Source organism: Pseudomonas sp. ABa2 (assembly GCF_056676075.1).
The window spans coordinates 896,568-913,997 of the sequence record NZ_CM155239.1 but is presented as its reverse complement, the minus strand read 5'-3'; the positions used below and the strand labels follow the sequence as shown (position 1 = coordinate 913,997).

Annotated in this window: 17 protein-coding genes; 10 read left to right on the top strand and 7 right to left on the bottom strand. The window is 64.4% G+C overall.

The window, feature by feature from the left end; translation table 11 throughout:
* Positions 1-21 precede the first annotated feature (21 nt).
* From cgtA to rplU, 3 genes are all read right to left on the bottom strand, one after another.
* The gene (gene cgtA, locus AC1G9C_RS04410) at positions 22-1,239 is read right to left on the bottom strand and encodes an Obg family GTPase CgtA (RefSeq protein WP_021445342.1); all 1,218 of its coding nucleotides are present in this window, start codon (positions 1,237-1,239) and stop codon (positions 22-24) included.
* Positions 1,240-1,380: 141 nt separating this feature from the next.
* Positions 1,381-1,638 carry a 50S ribosomal protein L27 gene (gene rpmA / locus AC1G9C_RS04405; RefSeq protein WP_031303584.1) on the bottom strand — a complete coding sequence of 86 codons (258 nt, stop codon included), beginning with the start codon at positions 1,636-1,638 and terminating at the stop codon, positions 1,381-1,383.
* A gap of 37 nt (positions 1,639-1,675) precedes the next feature.
* Entirely contained in the window at positions 1,676-1,987 is a 312-nt protein-coding gene (gene rplU, locus AC1G9C_RS04400) for a 50S ribosomal protein L21 (protein ID WP_021445340.1), read from the bottom strand.
* A 246-nt stretch (positions 1,988-2,233) separates the two neighbouring features.
* Here rplU and AC1G9C_RS04395 point away from each other — a divergent pair, with 246 nt between their 5' ends.
* Positions 2,234-3,202: a polyprenyl synthetase family protein gene (locus AC1G9C_RS04395; protein ID WP_122109035.1), complete on the top strand. Its 969-nt coding sequence runs from the start codon at positions 2,234-2,236 to the stop codon at positions 3,200-3,202.
* Between the two features lie 86 nt (positions 3,203-3,288).
* On the opposite strand, the gene AC1G9C_RS04390 is transcribed toward AC1G9C_RS04395, so the two are convergent.
* Positions 3,289-4,047 carry an SDR family oxidoreductase gene (locus AC1G9C_RS04390; protein ID WP_480409552.1) on the bottom strand — a complete coding sequence of 253 codons (759 nt, stop codon included), beginning with the start codon at positions 4,045-4,047 and terminating at the stop codon, positions 3,289-3,291.
* A gap of 108 nt (positions 4,048-4,155) precedes the next feature.
* On the opposite strand from AC1G9C_RS04390, the gene AC1G9C_RS04385 reads away from it, so the two are divergent.
* The 8 genes from AC1G9C_RS04385 (at position 4,156) to AC1G9C_RS04350 (ending at position 11,583) form a co-directional block, all read left to right on the top strand.
* Positions 4,156-4,890 (top strand): HugZ family pyridoxamine 5'-phosphate oxidase, encoded by a 735-nt coding sequence (locus AC1G9C_RS04385; RefSeq protein WP_480409551.1) that lies wholly within the window; start codon positions 4,156-4,158, stop codon positions 4,888-4,890.
* Between the two features lie 67 nt (positions 4,891-4,957).
* Positions 4,958-5,422: an FxsA family protein gene (locus AC1G9C_RS04380; protein WP_480409550.1), complete on the top strand. Its 465-nt coding sequence runs from the start codon at positions 4,958-4,960 to the stop codon at positions 5,420-5,422.
* Positions 5,423-5,764: 342 nt separating this feature from the next.
* Positions 5,765-6,058, top strand: a complete 294-nt coding sequence (locus tag AC1G9C_RS04375; protein ID WP_021445335.1) for a co-chaperone GroES — start codon at positions 5,765-5,767, stop codon at positions 6,056-6,058.
* Positions 6,059-6,107: 49 nt separating this feature from the next.
* Entirely contained in the window at positions 6,108-7,754 is a 1,647-nt protein-coding gene (groL, locus tag AC1G9C_RS04370; RefSeq protein WP_480409549.1) for a chaperonin GroEL, read from the top strand.
* Between the two features lie 365 nt (positions 7,755-8,119).
* Entirely contained in the window at positions 8,120-8,812 is a 693-nt protein-coding gene (locus tag AC1G9C_RS04365) for a lipopolysaccharide kinase InaA family protein (RefSeq protein ID WP_480409548.1), read from the top strand.
* Positions 8,813-9,230: 418 nt separating this feature from the next.
* The gene (locus AC1G9C_RS04360; protein ID WP_031303580.1) at positions 9,231-9,467 is read left to right on the top strand and encodes a hypothetical protein; all 237 of its coding nucleotides are present in this window, start codon (positions 9,231-9,233) and stop codon (positions 9,465-9,467) included.
* A gap of 143 nt (positions 9,468-9,610) precedes the next feature.
* Entirely contained in the window at positions 9,611-10,429 is an 819-nt protein-coding gene (locus AC1G9C_RS04355) for an NYN domain-containing protein (RefSeq protein WP_480409547.1), read from the top strand.
* Between the two features lie 68 nt (positions 10,430-10,497).
* Positions 10,498-11,583 (top strand): type I restriction endonuclease, encoded by a 1,086-nt coding sequence (locus AC1G9C_RS04350; RefSeq protein ID WP_480409546.1) that lies wholly within the window; start codon positions 10,498-10,500, stop codon positions 11,581-11,583.
* Positions 11,584-12,428: 845 nt separating this feature from the next.
* Here AC1G9C_RS04350 and AC1G9C_RS04345 read toward each other — a convergent pair.
* The 3 genes from AC1G9C_RS04345 to aptA form a co-directional block, all read right to left on the bottom strand.
* Positions 12,429-13,256, bottom strand: a complete 828-nt coding sequence (locus AC1G9C_RS04345) for an arylamine N-acetyltransferase family protein (RefSeq protein WP_480409545.1) — start codon at positions 13,254-13,256, stop codon at positions 12,429-12,431.
* Between the two features lie 124 nt (positions 13,257-13,380).
* Positions 13,381-14,877: a CoA-acylating methylmalonate-semialdehyde dehydrogenase gene (locus AC1G9C_RS04340; RefSeq protein WP_480409544.1), complete on the bottom strand. Its 1,497-nt coding sequence runs from the start codon at positions 14,875-14,877 to the stop codon at positions 13,381-13,383.
* 90 nt (positions 14,878-14,967) lie between these two features.
* The gene (aptA, locus tag AC1G9C_RS04335) at positions 14,968-16,314 is read right to left on the bottom strand and encodes an omega-aminotransferase AptA (protein WP_480409543.1); all 1,347 of its coding nucleotides are present in this window, start codon (positions 16,312-16,314) and stop codon (positions 14,968-14,970) included.
* A gap of 175 nt (positions 16,315-16,489) precedes the next feature.
* Here aptA and AC1G9C_RS04330 point away from each other — a divergent pair, with 175 nt between their 5' ends.
* Entirely contained in the window at positions 16,490-17,407 is a 918-nt protein-coding gene (locus AC1G9C_RS04330) for a LysR family transcriptional regulator (protein WP_021445326.1), read from the top strand.
* The last annotated feature ends 23 nt before the right edge of the window (positions 17,408-17,430 follow it).

The window sequence follows — 17,430 nt, the reverse complement described above, 5'->3', positions numbered from 1 at the left end:
TAAGCGGCGTTGAAAACTTGCTTAATCCCGGACGTAAATGATTTCCGGGCCGTCGTCATCATCTTCGTCGTCGAAGTCGTCTTCGTCGATATCGTCGACGCTGCGTACCCCGGCCTTGCGCAACGCACGCTGGTCGTCCAGCGCCTGCAGGCGGGCGCGCGCCTCGTCTTCGATGCGCTGATCCAGCTCGGCCAGCTCCTCGGCGAACTGCGGGTCTTCGGCGATGCGCTCACCGCGCACTTCCAGGTAATGCATGATGTCGCGGCAGATGCGCTCGGTGCCGTCGCGGCTGATGGCCGAGACCACGTAGACCGGGCCCTGCCAGCCCAGACGGGCGACGATGTCGGCCTTGCGCGCCTCGCGCTCGTCTTCCGGGATCTGGTCCATCTTGTTCAGCACCAGCCAGCGGTCGCGCTCGGCCAGCGCCGGGCTGAAGCGACCCAGCTCGTCGATGATCACCTGCGCCGACTCGGCCGGATCGCTCTCGTCCAGCGGCGCCATGTCCACCAGGTGCAGCAGCAGGCGGGTACGCGCCAGGTGCTTGAGGAAGCGGATGCCCAGACCGGCGCCTTCCGAGGCACCCTCGATCAGGCCCGGAATGTCGGCGACGACGAAGCTCTTGAAGCGGTCGACGCTGACCACGCCCAGGTTCGGCACCAGGGTTGTGAAGGGGTAGTCGGCCACCTTCGGCTTGGCCGCGGAAACGGCGCGGATAAAGGTGCTCTTGCCGGCGTTGGGCAGGCCGAGCAGGCCGACGTCGGCCAGCACTTTCAGCTCCAGCTTGAGGTCGCGCGACTCGCCCGGCTTGCCCGGCGTGGTCTGCCGCGGCGCACGGTTGGTGCTGGACTTGAAGCGGGTGTTGCCCAGGCCGTGCCAGCCGCCCTGGGCGACCATCAGGCGCTGGCCGGGCTTGACCAGGTCGCCGATCACTTCCTGGGTGCCGGCGTCGATCACCGTGGTGCCGACCGGTACCGGCAGGAGCAAGTCCTCGCCCTTGGCCCCGGTGCAGTCGGTGCTGCCGCCCTTCTCGCCATTCTGCGCGTGGAATTTGCGCGTGTAGCGGTAGTCGATCAGGGTGTTGAGGTTCTCGTCGGCGACGAGGAAAACCGAGCCGCCGTCGCCACCGTCGCCGCCGTTGGGGCCGCCCTTCTCGATGAACTTCTCGCGGCGGAAGGCCATCATGCCGTTACCGCCATCACCGGCTTTTACAAAAATCGAAACTTCGTCGACGAATTTCATGGATATGCCTCCCGCGTCACCTGCGGGCTGGAGGGAACGCTTGCCGGATCATCCAGAGCTAGCGGATCGGGCAAGCGAACCAAAGATACACAAATAAAAAAGCCCCGTCCTAGGGACAGGGCTTCTCCAGCGTGCCGGCGATTAAGCCTGGACGACGCTCACGTAGCGACGGCCGAACGCGCCCTTCACTTCGAACTTGACCACGCCTTCGACTTTAGCGAAGAGGGTGTGGTCCTTGCCGATGCCCACGCCGAAACCGGGGTGGAACTGGGTGCCGCGCTGACGCACGATGATGTTGCCGGCCTTGATGACCTGGCCGCCGTACATCTTCACGCCAAGGCGTTTACTTTCGGAATCGCGGCCGTTACGGGTAGAACCGCCAGCTTTTTTGTGTGCCATGAGTCAATACTCCTATAAAGGGATCGGGGCCGACGAATCAGGCCTGGATACCGGTGATTTTGATCTCAGTGAACCACTGACGGTGGCCCTGACGCTTCATGTGGTGCTTACGACGGCGGAACTTGATGATGCGCACCTTGTCGTGACGACCTTGCGACACGACTTCGGCAACCACTTTAGCGCCGTCTACGACCGGAGCGCCGATCTTAACGTCGTCGCCATTGCCGATCAGCAGAACGCGATCGAAAGTCACGGCTTCGCCAGTAGCGACTTCGAGCTTCTCGATCTTGAGGAATTCGCCTTCGGTGACCTTGTATTGCTTGCCACCAGTAACAATCACTGCGTACATGGTAAATCTCCGTTGATCCTGCTCACCCAGCGCTTTAGAAAAGTCGTTATTGGCTGGCATGGCTGCTCGGGGCCGGAAGTGACGCCCTTGCAATTGCGTAAGGCAGGGAAATGCCCAGGGGGAAGTTCAGGGTGCGCGATTGTACGCAAGCCCGTGACGCCACGCAAGGCCCGCCGGCGCTTGCCTTGACAGCCCCCACCCCGCCACCTAGCATGCCGCGCAACCTCAAAGGAGCACCTTTCGCCGATGCAACCCCAGGCTTTCTACCGCGTGGTGGCTGACGATTTCACCGCCGTCGACGGCATCATCCGTCAACAACTGGTCTCGCGCGTACCGCTGGTGGAGAAGATCGGCGACTATATCATCTCCGCTGGCGGCAAACGCCTGCGCCCGCTGCTGGTGCTGCTCAGCGGCAAGGCGCTGGGCTATCGGGCCGACGACCTGCGCCTGCTGGCCGCCACCATCGAGTTCCTGCACACCGCCACCCTGCTGCACGACGACGTGGTCGACATGTCCGACATGCGCCGCGGTCGCAGCACCGCCAATGCCCAGTGGGGCAACGCGCCGAGCGTGCTGGTGGGCGACTTCCTCTATTCGCGCTCGTTCGAAATGATGGTCGAGCTGGGCTCCATGCCGGTCATGCGCATCCTCTCCAAGGCCACCCGGGTGATCGCCGAGGGCGAGGTGCTGCAGCTGTCCAAGGTGCGCGACGCCAGCACCACGGAAGAAACCTACATGGAAGTCATCCGCGGCAAGACCGCCATGCTGTTCGAGGCCTCGACCCATGCCGCCGCGGCGCTGGCCGGCGCCAGCGAGGCGCAGAGCGAAGCCCTGCGCACCTTCGGCGACCACCTCGGCGTGGCCTTCCAGCTGGTCGACGACCTGCTCGACTACCGGGGCGACGCCGCCGAGCTGGGCAAGAACGTCGGCGACGACCTGGCCGAGGGCAAACCGACCCTGCCGCTGATCTACACCATGCGCGAAGGCAGCGAGGAGCAGGCCGCGCTGGTGCGCCGCGCCATCCAGAAGGGCGGCATCGAGGACCTGGAAAGCATCCGCGCCGCCGTGGAGGCCGCCGGCGCCCTGGACTACACCGCGCAACTGGCGCGCGACTACGCCGAGCGCGCCATCGCCTGCCTGGACGCGCTGCCGGCCGGCGAATACCGCGATGCGCTGGTCGAACTGAGCCGCTTCGCCGTCGCTCGCACACATTAAAAAGCAGCGGTGCCCACGGCGCACCAGCTGCCAAAAACGAAAACGCCCCGAACCAGTCGGGGCGTTTTCGTTTGCGCGACAGGCGATTACAGACGCAGGCCGCCGTCGAGCTCGAGGATGCGCCCGGTGTAGTAGTCGTTCTCCAGGATATAGGCCACCGAGTGGGCGATCTCGGCCGGCTTGCCCATGCGCCGCAGCGGAATGCCGGCGGTCATCTTCTCCAGCGCTTCCGGCTTCATGCTGCCGGTCATCTCGGTTTCGATGAAGCCCGGCGCCACGCCGGCGACGCGGATGCCGTAGCGCGCCAGTTCCTTGGCCCAGACCACGGTGTCGGCGGCGACGCCGGCCTTGGCCGCGGAGTAGTTGGCCTGGCCCATGTTGCCGGCGCGGGAGATCGAGGAGATGTTGATGATCGCGCCTTCATTCTTCAGCTCGATCATCTTCGCCGCCACTTCGCGGGTGCAGAGGAACACCCCGGTCAGGTTGACGTCGATCACCGCCTGCCACTGCGCCAGGCTCATCTTGCTCATCTCGCCGTCCTTGACGCGGATGGTCAGGCCGTCGCGGAGGATGCCGGCATTGTTGACCAGGCCGTTGATCGCGCCGAAGTCCTCGGCCACCTGGGCGACCATGTGGGTCACCTGCTCTTCATTGGCCACGTTGCACAGGTAGCTGCGGGCGTCACCGCCGGCGTCCTTGCAGGCGGCCACGGCTTCGTCGAGTTTTTCCTGGTTCAGGTCGACCAGCGCCAGCTTGGCGCCCTTGGCCGCCAGGTACTCGCCCATGGCGCGGCCCAGGCCCTGGCAACCGCCGGTGATGATGATGACTTTATCTTTCAGTTGCATCGCGTTATCCCCTCAAGGTGCAGCATTAACCAGCCCCGCTGACGCCTGCGAACCGCTATGCTAGGGCGCCTGTCCGTTTCTGACGGATTCTTTGCGAGGAGTCATAAGGTGAGCGTGAAAGCCGGCAAGCATGCACGAGAATTGCTGCTCAAGGAATACCGTGGCGTGCTCAGCACCCACTCCAAGGCCATGCCGGGCTTCCCCTTCGGATCGGTGGTGCCCTACTGCCTGGACGCCGAGGGCCGGCCGCTGATCCTGATCAGTCGCATCGCCCAGCACACCCATAATCTCGGGCAGGACGCCAAGTGCTCGCTGCTGGTCGGCGAGCGCGGCGCAGAGGATGTGCAGGCGGTCGGCCGTCTCACTCTGCTCGCCGAAGCACGACAGTTGCGTGACGAAGGCGAAATCGAGGCGGCCGCCCAGCGTTATTACCGCTTTTTCCCCCAATCGCGCGACTACCATCGGGCGCATGATTTCGATTTCTGGCGGCTGGAGCCGGTGCGCTGGCGTTTCATCGGCGGTTTCGGCGCCATTCACTGGCTCGAGGAGGTCGCCCTGGCCAACCCCTTCGCGACCGACGGCAGCGAAGCCGGCATGGTCGAACACATGAACGCCGACCACGCCGACGCCATCGCCCACTACGTCGCGCTGGCCGGGCTGCCGGGGCAGGAGCCGGCGCAGCTGGCCGGCATCGACAGCGAGGGCTTCCACCTGCGCATAGGCCAGAGCCTTTACTGGCTGCCCTTCCCCGCCCCGTGCGGCAATCCGGGCGCCGTGCGCCAGGCCCTGGTGCAGCTGGCGCGCGCCGAGCACTGGCCGACCGACGGCGCGGTTTCAGCTTGAATTAAGCGCCGCGCCCCATATTAAGAACCTACGGGAAGCCCGACTTCCGCCAAGGACACTTCGACCCATGCGTGTGTTTCTGTTTCTCTTCCTGCTGTTCCCGATCATCGAGCTGGCCCTGCTGATCCAGGTCGGCAGCGCCATCGGTGTGCTGCCGACGCTGCTGCTGGTGATCGGCACCGCCGTGCTCGGCAGCCTATTGCTGCGCGTGGCCGGCGTCGCCACCGCCTGGCGCGCCCGCGAGAAGCTGGCGCGCGGCGAGCTGCCCGAACAGGAAATGCTCGAAGGCCTGCTGATCGCCGTCGGCGGCGGCCTGCTGCTGCTGCCGGGCTTTATCAGCGACATCTTCGGCGTGCTCTGCTTGATTCCCTTCTCCCGCCGCCTGCTGGTCGGCATGCTGCGCCGCCGCGCCGAGGAACAGGCCCTGCGCCAGCGCGCCTTCTTCGACGATATGGCCGCGCGCGCCGGGCAGAGCCGCCCGGGGGCGCCCCGTCCGAATGTGCTGGAAGGCGAATACGAACGCCGCGACTGAAGCAGCTCCGCAACGATCCCCACAGGAGCCGGCTGGCTGGCGATCCCGCAGCCCGCCGATCGCCAGCCAGCCGACTCCGACAAGATGACAGCCACGCCCTGGCACTTGCGCCAAGCCATCCCGGATGCCACCTCCCTCGCCGATGCAAAAAATTTGCACCCCGACCCTTGAAATACCCTCGCCCGCCCACATGTAGCAGTGACCGCAAGGTGCCTGCCCTCCGAGGCAGTCAGACTTTCGCGGTGTGCACCGCGCACCGCACCCGGCCCCGCCGGATTTTACAAACCCGCCGGCCACACAAGAGTCGGCAAGTTGGCCATCAATTGTTAGGAGAGATCGACAATGAAGCTTCGTCCTCTGCATGACCGCGTCGTGATCCGTCGCAGCGAAGAAGAGACCAAAACCGCTGGCGGCATCGTGCTGCCGGGTTCCGCTGCCGAGAAGCCGAACCAGGGCGAGATCGTCGCCGTCGGCACCGGTCGCGTGCTGGACAACGGCGAAGTACGTCCGCTGGCCGTCAAGGTCGGTGACAAGGTGGTATTCGGCCCCTACTCCGGCAGCAACACCGTCAAGGTCGACGGCGAAGACCTGCTGGTGATGGGCGAGAACGAAATCCTCGCCGTCATCGAAGCCTGATTCGCGCCAGTCTCCGTTTAACCGTCAAGAATTCTGAGGATTGATCAACATGGCTGCTAAAGAAGTCAAATTCGGCGATTCCGCCCGCAAGAAAATGCTCATCGGCGTCAACGTCCTGGCCGACGCGGTAAAAGCCACCCTCGGCCCGAAAGGCCGTAACGTGGTGCTGGCCAAGTCCTTCGGCGCGCCGACCATCACCAAGGACGGCGTTTCGGTTGCCAAGGAAATCGAACTGAAGGACGCCTTCGAGAACATGGGCGCCCAGCTGGTCAAGGACGTCGCGTCCAAGGCCAACGACGCCGCCGGTGACGGCACCACCACCGCCACCGTGCTGGCCCAGGCCATCGTCAACGAAGGCCTGAAGTCGGTCGCTGCCGGCATGAACCCGATGGATCTGAAGCGCGGCATCGACAAGGCCACCAGCGCCATCGTCGCCCAGCTCAAGGACCTGGCCAAGCCCTGCACCGACACCAAGGCCATCGCCCAGGTCGGCACCATCTCCGCCAACTCCGACAACTCCATCGGCGACATCATCGCCGAGGCCATGGAGAAGGTCGGTAAAGAAGGCGTGATCACCGTCGAAGAAGGCTCGGGCCTGGAAAACGAACTGTCCGTCGTCGAAGGCATGCAGTTCGACCGTGGCTACCTGTCGCCCTACTTCATCAACAAGCCGGACACCATGGTTGCCGAGCTGGAAGGCCCGCTGCTGCTGCTGGTGGACAAGAAGATCAGCAACATCCGCGAACTGCTGCCGGTACTGGAAGCCGTCGCCAAGGCCGGTCGCCCGCTGCTGATCGTCGCCGAAGACGTCGAAGGCGAAGCCCTGGCCACCCTGGTGGTCAACAACATGCGTGGCATCGTCAAGGTCGCTGCCGTCAAGGCTCCGGGCTTCGGCGACCGCCGCAAGGCCATGCTGCAGGACATCGCCATCCTCACCGGCGGCACCGTGATCAGCGAAGAAGTCGGCCTGTCCCTGGAAAGCGCCACTCTGGAGCACCTGGGTAACGCCAAGCGCGTCGTGCTGAACAAGGACAACACCACCATCATCGACGGCGCCGGCGCCCAAGCCGACATCGAAGCCCGCGTGGCGCAGATCCGCAAGCAGGTCGAAGACACCACCTCCGACTACGACAAAGAGAAGCTGCAAGAGCGTCTGGCCAAGCTGGCCGGCGGTGTTGCCGTGATCAAGGTCGGCGCTGCCACCGAAGTCGAGATGAAAGAGAAGAAGGCCCGCGTCGAAGACGCCCTGCACGCCACCCGCGCTGCAGTGGAAGAAGGCGTGGTGCCTGGCGGCGGCGTTGCCCTGGTGCGCGCGCTGCAGGCCATCGAAGGCCTGAAGGGCGACAACGAAGACCAGAACGTCGGCATCGCCCTGCTGCGTCGCGCCGTCGAAGCGCCGCTGCGCCAGATCGTCGCCAACGCCGGCGGCGAGCCGAGCGTGGTGGTCGACAAGGTCAAGCAGGGTTCGGGCAACTTCGGCTTCAACGCCGCTACCGACACCTATGGCGACATGATCGAGATGGGCATCCTCGACCCGGCCAAGGTCACCCGTTCGGCCCTGCAGGCTGCTGCCTCCATCGGCGGCCTGATGATCACCACCGAGGCCATGGTGGCCGAAGCGGCTGACGACAAGGCCCCGCCCATGCCGGATATGGGCGGCATGGGCGGTATGGGTGGCATGGGCGGCATGATGTAAGCCAGCCCGGCTCCCTCGCTGTAACAAGAACCCCGCGCTCGTCGCGGGGTTTTTTATGGCCGCCCCCGAGCCGTCGCGGCGCGCGGCCAGAACATATTGGCGACGGCCCTGCAGTGTGCGCCGCGCACACTGAGCCCCCTGCCCCGTCGCGTCCATTGCCAGGTGCGACGGCCAGCCCCGGCGCCCCGGAGCGTGCAATTCGCAACGCGGCGCACGGGGCCAAACGCCCGACCGCTGCATAGCTTTCTATGGACTTGACCGCGAGCTTTGCTTAGTTTGTCCCCGTGTCGGCTGCGCCGGCGCACCCGAATGGCTGCCCCCGAGGGCGCGGGCAGCCCGGACAGACAGGCAGAAGAACAACGACCATGACCCTCGGCACCTCTGGCGATACCCAGCAACACGCCTTTCAACATTGGTGGCAACTGCGCGGCGAATGGGTGGAAGAGCCCAACCAGCGCCGCGGCGGCGAAAGCGGCGTGCAGCGCCTGCAACGGCAGGACGCGGTCTGGTACGCCAAGCGCCAGGTCGGCCACCTCTATCGCAGCCTGCTGCACCCCAGGGGCCGACCCACCGTGCTGCGCGAACGCAAGGCGCTGCGCGCCCTCGACGCCCTCGGCGTGGCCGTGCCGCAGCTGATCTACTGCGGCGTCGAACGCGACCCGCAACAGGGCTGGCGCGGCCTGCTGGTCACCGCGGCGCTGGAAGGTTTCGCAGATATCGAGAGCTGGTACGCCGACGGCGGCCGCCAGGCCTGCGGCGAAGCGCGACACGCACAGCTGCTGCAACAGATCGGCGCCACCCTGGCGCGCATGCACCTGGGCCGCTGGCAGCACGGCTGCCTATACGCCAAGCACGTCTTCGTACGCCTGGACGGCGACGCCCCGCAGGTGGCCCTGCTCGACCTGGAAAAGAGCCGCCGGCGCCTCAGCCGGGTACGCGCCGCGCGCCACGACCTGCGCCAGCTGCGGCGCCATAGCCCCTGGTCGGACGCAGACTGGCAGCAGCTGCTGCAGGGCTATCGCCAGGTATTCGCCGGCGGCGCCAATGGCCTGGGCTAGCCGGGGTCGACAACGCTGCCAGAGATTCACGGTACGCCTCTTGCTTAAAAAACATACATGCCGGCCCAGCGCCGGCATCTGTTTGCCGCCTACGGGCGATCTTTTCGCACCACCCTCACCAGGACGTGGCTCTGCCCCGCAGCTTTGCGTCGGGCAGCAGGTTCAGCTGCGCCACTCTGGCCCCGCTTACCCACCGCCAAGGCCGGCTGCTACAGGGTGCTCCCAAAGGCACCAAAGGTGACGCCTGGGCGTTACCCGCACACAGATTGAACCAACCGGGCTGGCCCGTGTCCCAGCACAGCCCCCAGGTGGTGCCAGCCATAGGCAGTGACCGTTCGTCGCGCAAGACCACGACCGAACGGTGGGTGATCTAGGTTTAGCGAACAGCGTTTGGCAGCGCTTTCAAGGGGTTATCAAAATGAAATTAGAAACAGCACGAGGTTTATTCCTCGGCCTCGCCCTCAGCGTCACGGCCATTGCCGCCGCGGCCTGGCAGGAACCCGCCCCGCGCGTGCTGGAAGCCCGCGACTGCAGCGCCACCGAAGCCTGCCCCAGCGCCCCGCCGCGCAAACCGGCGCCGACGCAAGCCAAACCGGACGCCAACCTGCTGGTGCTGATGTTCGGCCTGAGCGGCGCGCTGAAGGGCGAGCAGTAACGCCCGTTCCGCAACGGGGAATTTGCGCTCGACCCGGGACGGGTTGAGCGCCCCGCCCCGCGCGAATACCACTGGCATCGACGCTCTGGCATCGCGCCAGCATTCGCAGTAAGGTCAGGCATCCCCTCTCGCAAGGATGCCGCATGGCCGCCAAAGCCCCCGCCTCCCGCCAGCAGAAGCACCTCGCCGTGCTGATCGACGCCGACAACGCCCCCGCCGCCATAGTCGAAGGCCTGTTCGAGGAAATCGCCAAATACGGCGTCGCCAGCGTCAAGCGCATCTACGGCGACTGGACACTGCCCAACCTGGGCGGCTGGAAAAAGGTGCTGCTCGACCACTCCATCCAGCCGATCCAGCAGTTCGCCTACACCAAGGGCAAGAACGCCACCGACAGCTCGCTGATCATCGACGCCATGGACCTGCTCTATACCCGGCGCTTCGATGGCTTCTGCCTGGTCTCCAGCGACAGCGACTTCACCCGGCTGGCGGCGCGCCTGCGCGAGGAAGGGCTGACCGTCTACGGCTTCGGCGAGGAGAAGACCCCCTCGCCCTTCGTCTCGGCCTGCGACAAGTTCATCTATACGGAAATCCTTCGCGCCGACGCCGCCGAGGCAGCGGAAGAACCGCCCAGCAACGGCGACAAGACCAAAGCCGCCGCTGGCGAAACCACAGCCACCGAACCGACCAAGGCGTCCGCCAAGCCGAAGGTACAGAAGGTACCGGTGGACTTTATCGCCAAGGTCATCGACGACAGCGACGACGAGGACGGCTGGATCCAACTCGGCGCCCTCGGCTCGAACATCAGCAAACTGCGCCCGGCATTCGATGCCCGGCTATACGGCTTCAAGAAGCTCAGCGATTTGATCAAGGGGCATGCGAAGCGGTTTGAGCTGCAGGTGCGCGGCAGCAGTGCGACGGGGGGTGAGGCGCTGTATGTGCGGAATCGGAAGGCGGGGAAATAGCTTTGCAGCTAATGTTGGTAGGCATCGTTTCGCCCAGCGTAAGGGTTTAACACAAGAAGGTACAAGATATGGAATTCTTTGAGAAACTGAATAGCCTCGCATCTAAGATTCGCCAACAAGGCGCAGCCATCAAAACAGAAGAGGCCACAAAAAACGCCTTCGTAATGCCGTTCATAAACACCGTGCTGGGATATGACGTATTTGACCCAACAGAAGTGACCCCAGAGTTCGTCTGCGACGTAGGCACGAAGAAAGGCGAAAAAATTGACTACGCAATATTGAAAGACGGTGAAGTTCAAATCTTGGTTGAATGCAAGAAAATTGGCGAGCCATTGAACATCAACCATGCCTCTCAACTATTCCGCTACTTTCATGTTACCAACGCACGTATTTCGATTCTTACCAACGGTCAAGTGTACAAATTTTTCACCGATCTTGACGCGCCTAACAAGATGGACGAAAAACCCTTCCTTGAGCTGGACCTACTTGACATAGATGAACATGCAGTACCAGAGCTTATAAAACTCACCAAATCCGCCTTCGACGTAGAGTCCATTATCAACTCCGCTGGCGAACTCAAGTATGTCAGCCAAATAAAAAAGGAAATTGCCGCGCAATTCAGCAAACCGGAGGACGACTTTGTTAAATTTTTCGCATCGCGCGTTTACGACGGGATGATTACCCAGAAAGTACGCGAACAATTCACGGAACTGACCCGCAAAGCCGTTGCTCAATTCTTGAGCGACCAAGTAAATGATCGCTTGAAGTCTGCGATGAGTGGAGCAATTCAACCCAGTTATGCCCCTACCGTAACAGCGCCTAATGAGGCACCGACAGAGCAGCAAGGCGAGTCAGCGGAAGACAAGGTGATAACCACACTAGAAGAACTTGAGGGCTATCACATAGTCAAGGCAATCGTCCGCTCGGTTGTAGATTCAAAGCGGATTGTCCAGCGTGATACTCAAAGCTACTTTGGCATTCTGCTGGACGATAACAACCGAAAACCTATCTGTCGCCTTCACTTCAATCGACTGCAAAAATACATCGGCATTTTTGATCAAGAAAAGAACGAGACGCGCCACCCAATTGGCTCACTGGACGAAATTTACGACTTTGCAGATCAGCTGAAAACGACGATAAGTTTTTACTCATGAGTAGATAATTTGAGATATCCGTAGGGTGGACAACGCGAAGCTTGTCCACCAAGGCGCCTCACAAGATATGCGCCATTCCGACACGGCGCTTTTCGCCCTTACGGCGAGTCACTTTCTCTTTGCTCGCGCGAAAGAGAAAGTAACCAAAGAGAAAGCGCGCCCGGCATCCGGGTTTCGCTCCGCGAAACTTCCCTCGCTCCGGCGCTGCTCCGAGGGTCGTCACGGTGGGCCATCCCTGGCCCATCGTTCCTCGTTTGGCATCCATGCCAAACGCCCCTCTCCACAGCACCTCCACTCGGCCTCCTGACGGGATCAAGAATCGCGTCGCCTACCAGATTCGTGGACCCAACTGCGGAAAGCCATGGGTTACACCCGCCCTGCAGCTTGGCTTCTGGTAGTCCTGCACAGAACGATCAGGCGCCGCCAAACGCCCCTTCAGGAGGCCGAGCGAATCGTTGCGGAAGGGCGCGAGCCGCATGGATGCGGCGAGAGGCGTAAAGGGCCAGGGACGTTCCTTGTACGCCGGCCCCTGGAGCAACGATGGAGTGAGGGGAGTCGAGCGCAGCATGACGGGGACGCCTAGTTCCGGATGGCGGGGCACAGCGTTTTTGCTTACTTTTTTGCGGGGCCGGCCATCCGGCGTTTGAAAAAAGTGAGTCGCCGTAAGGGCAATACGGAGCGAAGCGTAGTAACAGCCGCAGGCTGGCCCGAAGGGCGAGCGAAGCGAGTCAACCGTAATCACGGACGACGAACAAGCGGCGTCGGAGTGCAAAAAGCCAAAAGCGCCCTCTCCCCTAGGCCCTCCCACAGGCGGCTAGCGGCCGGGGATACCAGCAGACCCCAGCTCACGCCCCCGCAATCAACCTCTCGATAATCCCTCGCAACTCGGGATGCTCCGGCACCCGAATGCCGAACTCATCGCGCAATACCTCCAGCACCGCGTCGACGCTCTGCAGCTGCACCCGCTCGCTGTCCTGCCCCAGGCGATGGATGGCGAAGCTGCCATTGTTCAGCGTCTTGCGCAGGCCCGGCCCGGTGCGGGCCGCGATCATCTGGCCGAGAAAGGGCGAATCCGGATGGGTGCACACGTACCAGTTGCCGACCACGTAATCGATATCCGCCACCTTCTGCAGATCGAACAGGTACATCGCCCGCCAGCTGCCGGCCACCAGCGCCCGTAAGGTATAGGTGCCGTCCACCAGCGTCAGGCGATAGGGCTCGTGCGGCGTGGCCTGCTGCGCCTCGCTGTCCAGCCGCAGCGGGCCGGTCGGCACCATGCCGCCGAAGCCGACATCGGCGATGTAGCGCACGCCGTCCAGGGTCACCAGCACCAGCATATGGGTGCGCGCCGGCTGGGCATCCTCCGGCCCGCCCATCACCACCCGCCCGGTCAGGCCGCGCGCGTCGAAGCCCAGCGCCTGCAACAGCAGCAGAAACAGGCGGTTGAGCTCGAAGCAGTAACCGCCACGGCCCTGACGCAGCAGCTTGTCCTGGATCGCGGCGGGCTCGACCTGCACCGGCACGCGCAGCATGCTCGCCAGGGTTTCGAAGGGGAACTCGGCGGTATGCCGCGCCTGCAGCTCGCGCAGGGTGTCGAGGGTCGGAGGTGGCGCCGAGGAGTAACCCAGGCGCTCGAGGTATGTGTGCAGCTCCAGCTTGAATGCTTCGGTCATCGTGCATCTCCCTTTTCTACCTGCCGGCTGTTGTACCAGAGGCGGCCGCTGGGAGATACGCATGGGGCCGATAGCAAAAAGGCCGGTCTTGCGACCGGCCTCTGCTGCAACGCTTCAGCTCACCTCAGCCATTGCTGGGGAAGGCGAACTGCGCCGCCTCGTGGCTCTTGCGCGCCGGCCAGCGCTGGGTGATGGCCTTCTTGCGGGTGTAGAAGCGCACGCCGTCCGGCCCGTAGGCGTGCAGGTCGCCGAACAGCGAGCGCTTCCAGCCGCCGAAGCTGTGGTAGGCCACCGGCACCGGCAGCGGCACGTTGACGCCGACCATGCCCACTTCGATCTCGTCGCAGAACAGCCGCGCCGCTTCGCCGTCGCGGGTGAAGATGCAGGTGCCGTTGCCGTACTCGTGGTCGTTGATCAACTGCATGGCCTCTTCCAGGCTGCCGACGCGGACGATGCACAGCACCGGGCCGAAGATTTCGTCGGTGTAGATGGCCATCTCCGGGGTCACCTTGTCGAACAGGGTGCCGCCGACGAAGTAGCCGTCCTCATGGCCGGCGACGCGGTAGCCGCGACCGTCCACCACCAGCTCGGCGCCGGCCTTGACGCCGTCGTCGATATAACCGACCACCTTGTCGCGCGCCGCGGCGGTGACCAGCGGGCCCATATCCAGCCCACAGGAAGTCCCCGCGCCGATCTTCAGCGCCTTGATCTGCGGCACTATCTTGTCAACCAGCGCGTCGGCGATCTGGTCGCCCACGCACACGGCCACCGAGATGGCCATGCAGCGCTCGCCGCAGGAGCCGTAGGCGGCGCCCATCAGCGCGCTGACGGCGTTGTCCAGGTCGGCGTCGGGCATCAGCACGGCGTGATTCTTGGCGCCGCCGAGGGCCTGCACGCGCTTGCCGCGCTTGGTGCCCTCGCTGTAGATGTACTCGGCGATCGGCGTCGAGCCGACGAAGCTCAATGCCTTGACCTCGGGCGCTTGAATCAGGGCGTCGACCGCGTCCTTGTCGCCGTTGACCACGTTGAGTACGCCCTTGGGCAGGCCGGCCTGCTGCGCCAGTTCGGCGATCAACAGGGTGGAGCTGGGGTCGCGCTCGGACGGCTTCAAGATGAAGCAGTTGCCGCAGACGATGGCCAGCGGGTACATCCACAGCGGCACCATGGCCGGGAAGTTGAACGGGGTGATGCCGGCGACCACGCCGATCGGTTGCAGGTCGCTCCAGGCGTCGATGTTCGGGCCGACGTTGCGGCTGTATTCACCCTTGAGGAGTTCCGGGGCGGCGCAGGCGAACTCGACGTTCTCGATGCCGCGCTTGAGCTCGCCGATGGCGTCCTCGATGGTCTTGCCGTGCTCGGCGCTGATCAGCTGGGCGATTTCGTTCTCGTTCTGCTCCAGCAGCTGCTTGAAGCGGAACATGATCTGCGCGCGCTTGGCCGGCGGGGTGTTGCGCCAGGCCGGGAAGGCGGCCTTGGCGGCGTCGATGGCCAACTGCATGGTGGCGCGGTCGGCGAGGCCGACCTGGCTGGTCGATTCGCCGGTGGAGGGGTTGAACACCGGGGCGCTGCGTTCGTTGCCGGCGACGCGTTCGCCGTTGATCAGGTGCGGGATAAGGCTCATGGGGCTCTCCGTTATCGAATGAATTGCGGGGTGGGCCTGAGGCCCTCACCCCGGCCCCACTCCCCTATAAGGAAGTGGGGAGACAAAGCGTCAGTCCAGGCTGTTCAGGGTCTCGCCGACGGCGTTGAACAGGCGGTCGAGGTCGTCCATCCGGGCGTTGAAGGTCGGCCCGAACTGCAGGGTGTCGCCACCGAAGCGCACGTAGAAGCCGGCCTTCCACAGTTTCAGCCCGGCCTCGAACGGGCGGATCACCGGGTCGCCGTCGCGCGCGGCAATCTGGATGGCGCCGGCCAGGCCGCAGTTGCGGATGTCGACCACGTGCTTGCTGCCCCTGAGGCCATGCAGCGCCCGGCCGAACTGCGGCGCCAGCTCGGCCGCCTGCTGGATCAGGTTCTCGCGTTTGAGCAGCTCCAGCGAGGCCAGGCCGGCGGCGCAGGCCACCGGGTGGGCCGAGTAGGTGTAGCCGTGGGTGAACTCGACCATATGCTCGGGCGACGGCTGCTGCATGAAGGTGTTGTAGATCTCGCTGGAGGCCACCACCGCGCCGAGCGGGATGGCGCCGTTGGTGATCTGCTTGGCGGCGTTGATGATGTCCGGGGTCACGCCGAAGTATTCCGCGCCGCTCCACTTGCCCATGCGGCCGAAGGCGGTGATCACCTCGTCGAAGATCAGCAGGATATTGTGCTGGGTGCAGATCTCGCGCAGGCGCTGCAGGTAGCCCTTGGGCGGCACGATGACGCCGGCCGAGCCGGACATCGGCTCGACTATCACCGCGGCGATGTTGGAGGCGTCGTGCAGCTCGATCAGCTTGAGCAGCTCGTTGGCCAGCTCGACGCCGCCGCTCTCGGCCATGCCGTTGGTGTAGGCCAGGTGCGGCTGCAGGGTGTGCGGCAGGTGGTCGACGTCCATGAACTGGCCGTACATCTTGCGGTTGCCGCCGATGCCGCCGAGCGAGGTGCCGGCGATGTTGACGCCGTGGTAGCCGCGGGCGCGGCCGATGAACTTGGTCTTGGCCGGCTGGCCTTTCAGGCGCCAGTAGGCCTTGGCCATCTTCACCGCGGTGTCGGCGCACTCGGAGCCGGAGCCGGTAAAGAACACGTGGTTGAGCTCGCCCGGCATCAGGTCGGCGATCTGCTCGGCCAGCTGGAAGGACAAGGGGTGGCCGTACTGGAAGCCCGGCGAGTAGTCGAGGGTGCCGAGCTGCTTGGCCACGGCCTCCTGGATTTCCTTGCGCGAGTGGCCGGCGCCGCAGGTCCACAGGCCGGACAGGCTGTCGTAGATCTTGCGGCCGGCATCGTCGAACAGCCAGCTGCCTTCGGCACCGACGATGATCCGCGGGTCGCGCTGGAACTGGCGGTTGGCGGAAAACGGCATCCAGTGGGCATCCAGCTTGAGCTGGCTGGCCAGGGAGGGGGTGGCGGTCTGCGGCATGTTCATCGGGAGCCTCGGCAGTGGCGGCGTGATCGGAGCGGTGTGGGAGGGGCTTTAGCCGCGACTGTCGCCGCTGAAGCGCCTCCCACAGATATGGCATCTGTTGCCAGCAAAGGTGCCACGGGCATAGAGTCAGTAAAACAGCACTCTTCTTATCTTCAGTTAAAGGCTTACTAAACAAATGAGCAGCCGCCGCCCCGATCCGCTGGCCCAGGTCAGCGACTTTGAAATCCGCCTGCTCAAGCTGTTTCGCAGCGTGGTGGAATGCGGCGGTTTTTCCGCCGCGGAAAGTGCGCTGGGCATCGGCCGTTCGGCCATCAGCCAGCAGATGAGCGACCTGGAGCAGCGCCTCGGCCTGCGCCTGTGCCAGCGCGGCCGCGCCGGCTTCGCCCTGACCGAGGAAGGCCGCGAGGTCTACCAGAGCACCCTGCAGCTGCTGGCGGCGCTGGAGAGCTTTCGCACCGAGGTCAACGGCCTGCACCGCCATCTGCGCGGCGAGCTGAACATCGGTCTGACCGACAACCTGGTGACCATCCCGCACATGCGCATCACCAACGCCCTGGCGCGGCTCAAGGCGCAGGGCCCGGACGTGCGCATCCATATCCGCATGACGCCACCGTCGGAGGTGGAACAGGGCGTGCTCGACGGCCGCCTGCACGTCGGCGTGGTGCCGCAGGTCGGCGCGCTGTCCGGCCTGGAGTACCAGACCCTGTACGACGAACGCTCGCTGCTCTACTGCGCGGTCGGCCATCCGCTCTTCTACGTCGACGACCAGCAGCTGGAGGACGAGCGCCTCAACGCCCAGGAGGCCATCGCCCCGACCTTCCGCCTGCCGCCGGAGGTGCAGAACCATTACCAGGCGCTGAACTGCACGGCCAGCGCCTCGGACCGCGAGGGCATGGCCTTCCTGATCCTCACCGGACGCTATATCGGCTACCTGCCCGACCACTACGCCCAGGCCTGGGTGCAGCAGGGCCGTCTGCGCGCGCTCAAGGCCGCCAGCCGCTTCTACGACATCAGCCTGGCGGCGGTGACGCGCAAGGGCCGCCGCGCACACCTGGTGCTGGAAAGTTTTCTTGAGGCGCTGGCCGAATCCTGAGCGGGCGCTGGCGAAAATAGGTC

Bases quoted from the DNA above. Each gene is read 5' to 3' on its own strand.
- cgtA (WP_021445342.1), bottom strand. From the start codon at position 1,239: ATGAAATTCGTCGACGAAGTTTCGATTTTTGTAAAAGCCGGTGATGGC.
- rpmA (WP_031303584.1), bottom strand. From the start codon at position 1,638: ATGGCACACAAAAAAGCTGGCGGTTCTACCCGTAACGGCCGCGATTCC.
- rplU (WP_021445340.1), bottom strand. From the start codon at position 1,987: ATGTACGCAGTGATTGTTACTGGTGGCAAGCAATACAAGGTCACCGAA.
- AC1G9C_RS04395 (WP_122109035.1), top strand. From the start codon at position 2,234: ATGCAACCCCAGGCTTTCTACCGCGTGGTGGCTGACGATTTCACCGCC.
- AC1G9C_RS04390 (WP_480409552.1), bottom strand. From the start codon at position 4,047: ATGCAACTGAAAGATAAAGTCATCATCATCACCGGCGGTTGCCAGGGC.
- AC1G9C_RS04380 (WP_480409550.1), top strand. From the start codon at position 4,958: ATGCGTGTGTTTCTGTTTCTCTTCCTGCTGTTCCCGATCATCGAGCTG.
- AC1G9C_RS04375 (WP_021445335.1), top strand. From the start codon at position 5,765: ATGAAGCTTCGTCCTCTGCATGACCGCGTCGTGATCCGTCGCAGCGAA.
- groL (WP_480409549.1), top strand. From the start codon at position 6,108: ATGGCTGCTAAAGAAGTCAAATTCGGCGATTCCGCCCGCAAGAAAATG.
- AC1G9C_RS04365 (WP_480409548.1), top strand. From the start codon at position 8,120: ATGACCCTCGGCACCTCTGGCGATACCCAGCAACACGCCTTTCAACAT.
- AC1G9C_RS04360 (WP_031303580.1), top strand. From the start codon at position 9,231: ATGAAATTAGAAACAGCACGAGGTTTATTCCTCGGCCTCGCCCTCAGC.
- AC1G9C_RS04355 (WP_480409547.1), top strand. From the start codon at position 9,611: ATGGCCGCCAAAGCCCCCGCCTCCCGCCAGCAGAAGCACCTCGCCGTG.
- AC1G9C_RS04350 (WP_480409546.1), top strand. From the start codon at position 10,498: ATGGAATTCTTTGAGAAACTGAATAGCCTCGCATCTAAGATTCGCCAA.
- AC1G9C_RS04345 (WP_480409545.1), bottom strand. From the start codon at position 13,256: ATGACCGAAGCATTCAAGCTGGAGCTGCACACATACCTCGAGCGCCTG.
- AC1G9C_RS04340 (WP_480409544.1), bottom strand. From the start codon at position 14,877: ATGAGCCTTATCCCGCACCTGATCAACGGCGAACGCGTCGCCGGCAAC.
- aptA (WP_480409543.1), bottom strand. From the start codon at position 16,314: ATGAACATGCCGCAGACCGCCACCCCCTCCCTGGCCAGCCAGCTCAAG.
- AC1G9C_RS04330 (WP_021445326.1), top strand. From the start codon at position 16,490: ATGAGCAGCCGCCGCCCCGATCCGCTGGCCCAGGTCAGCGACTTTGAA.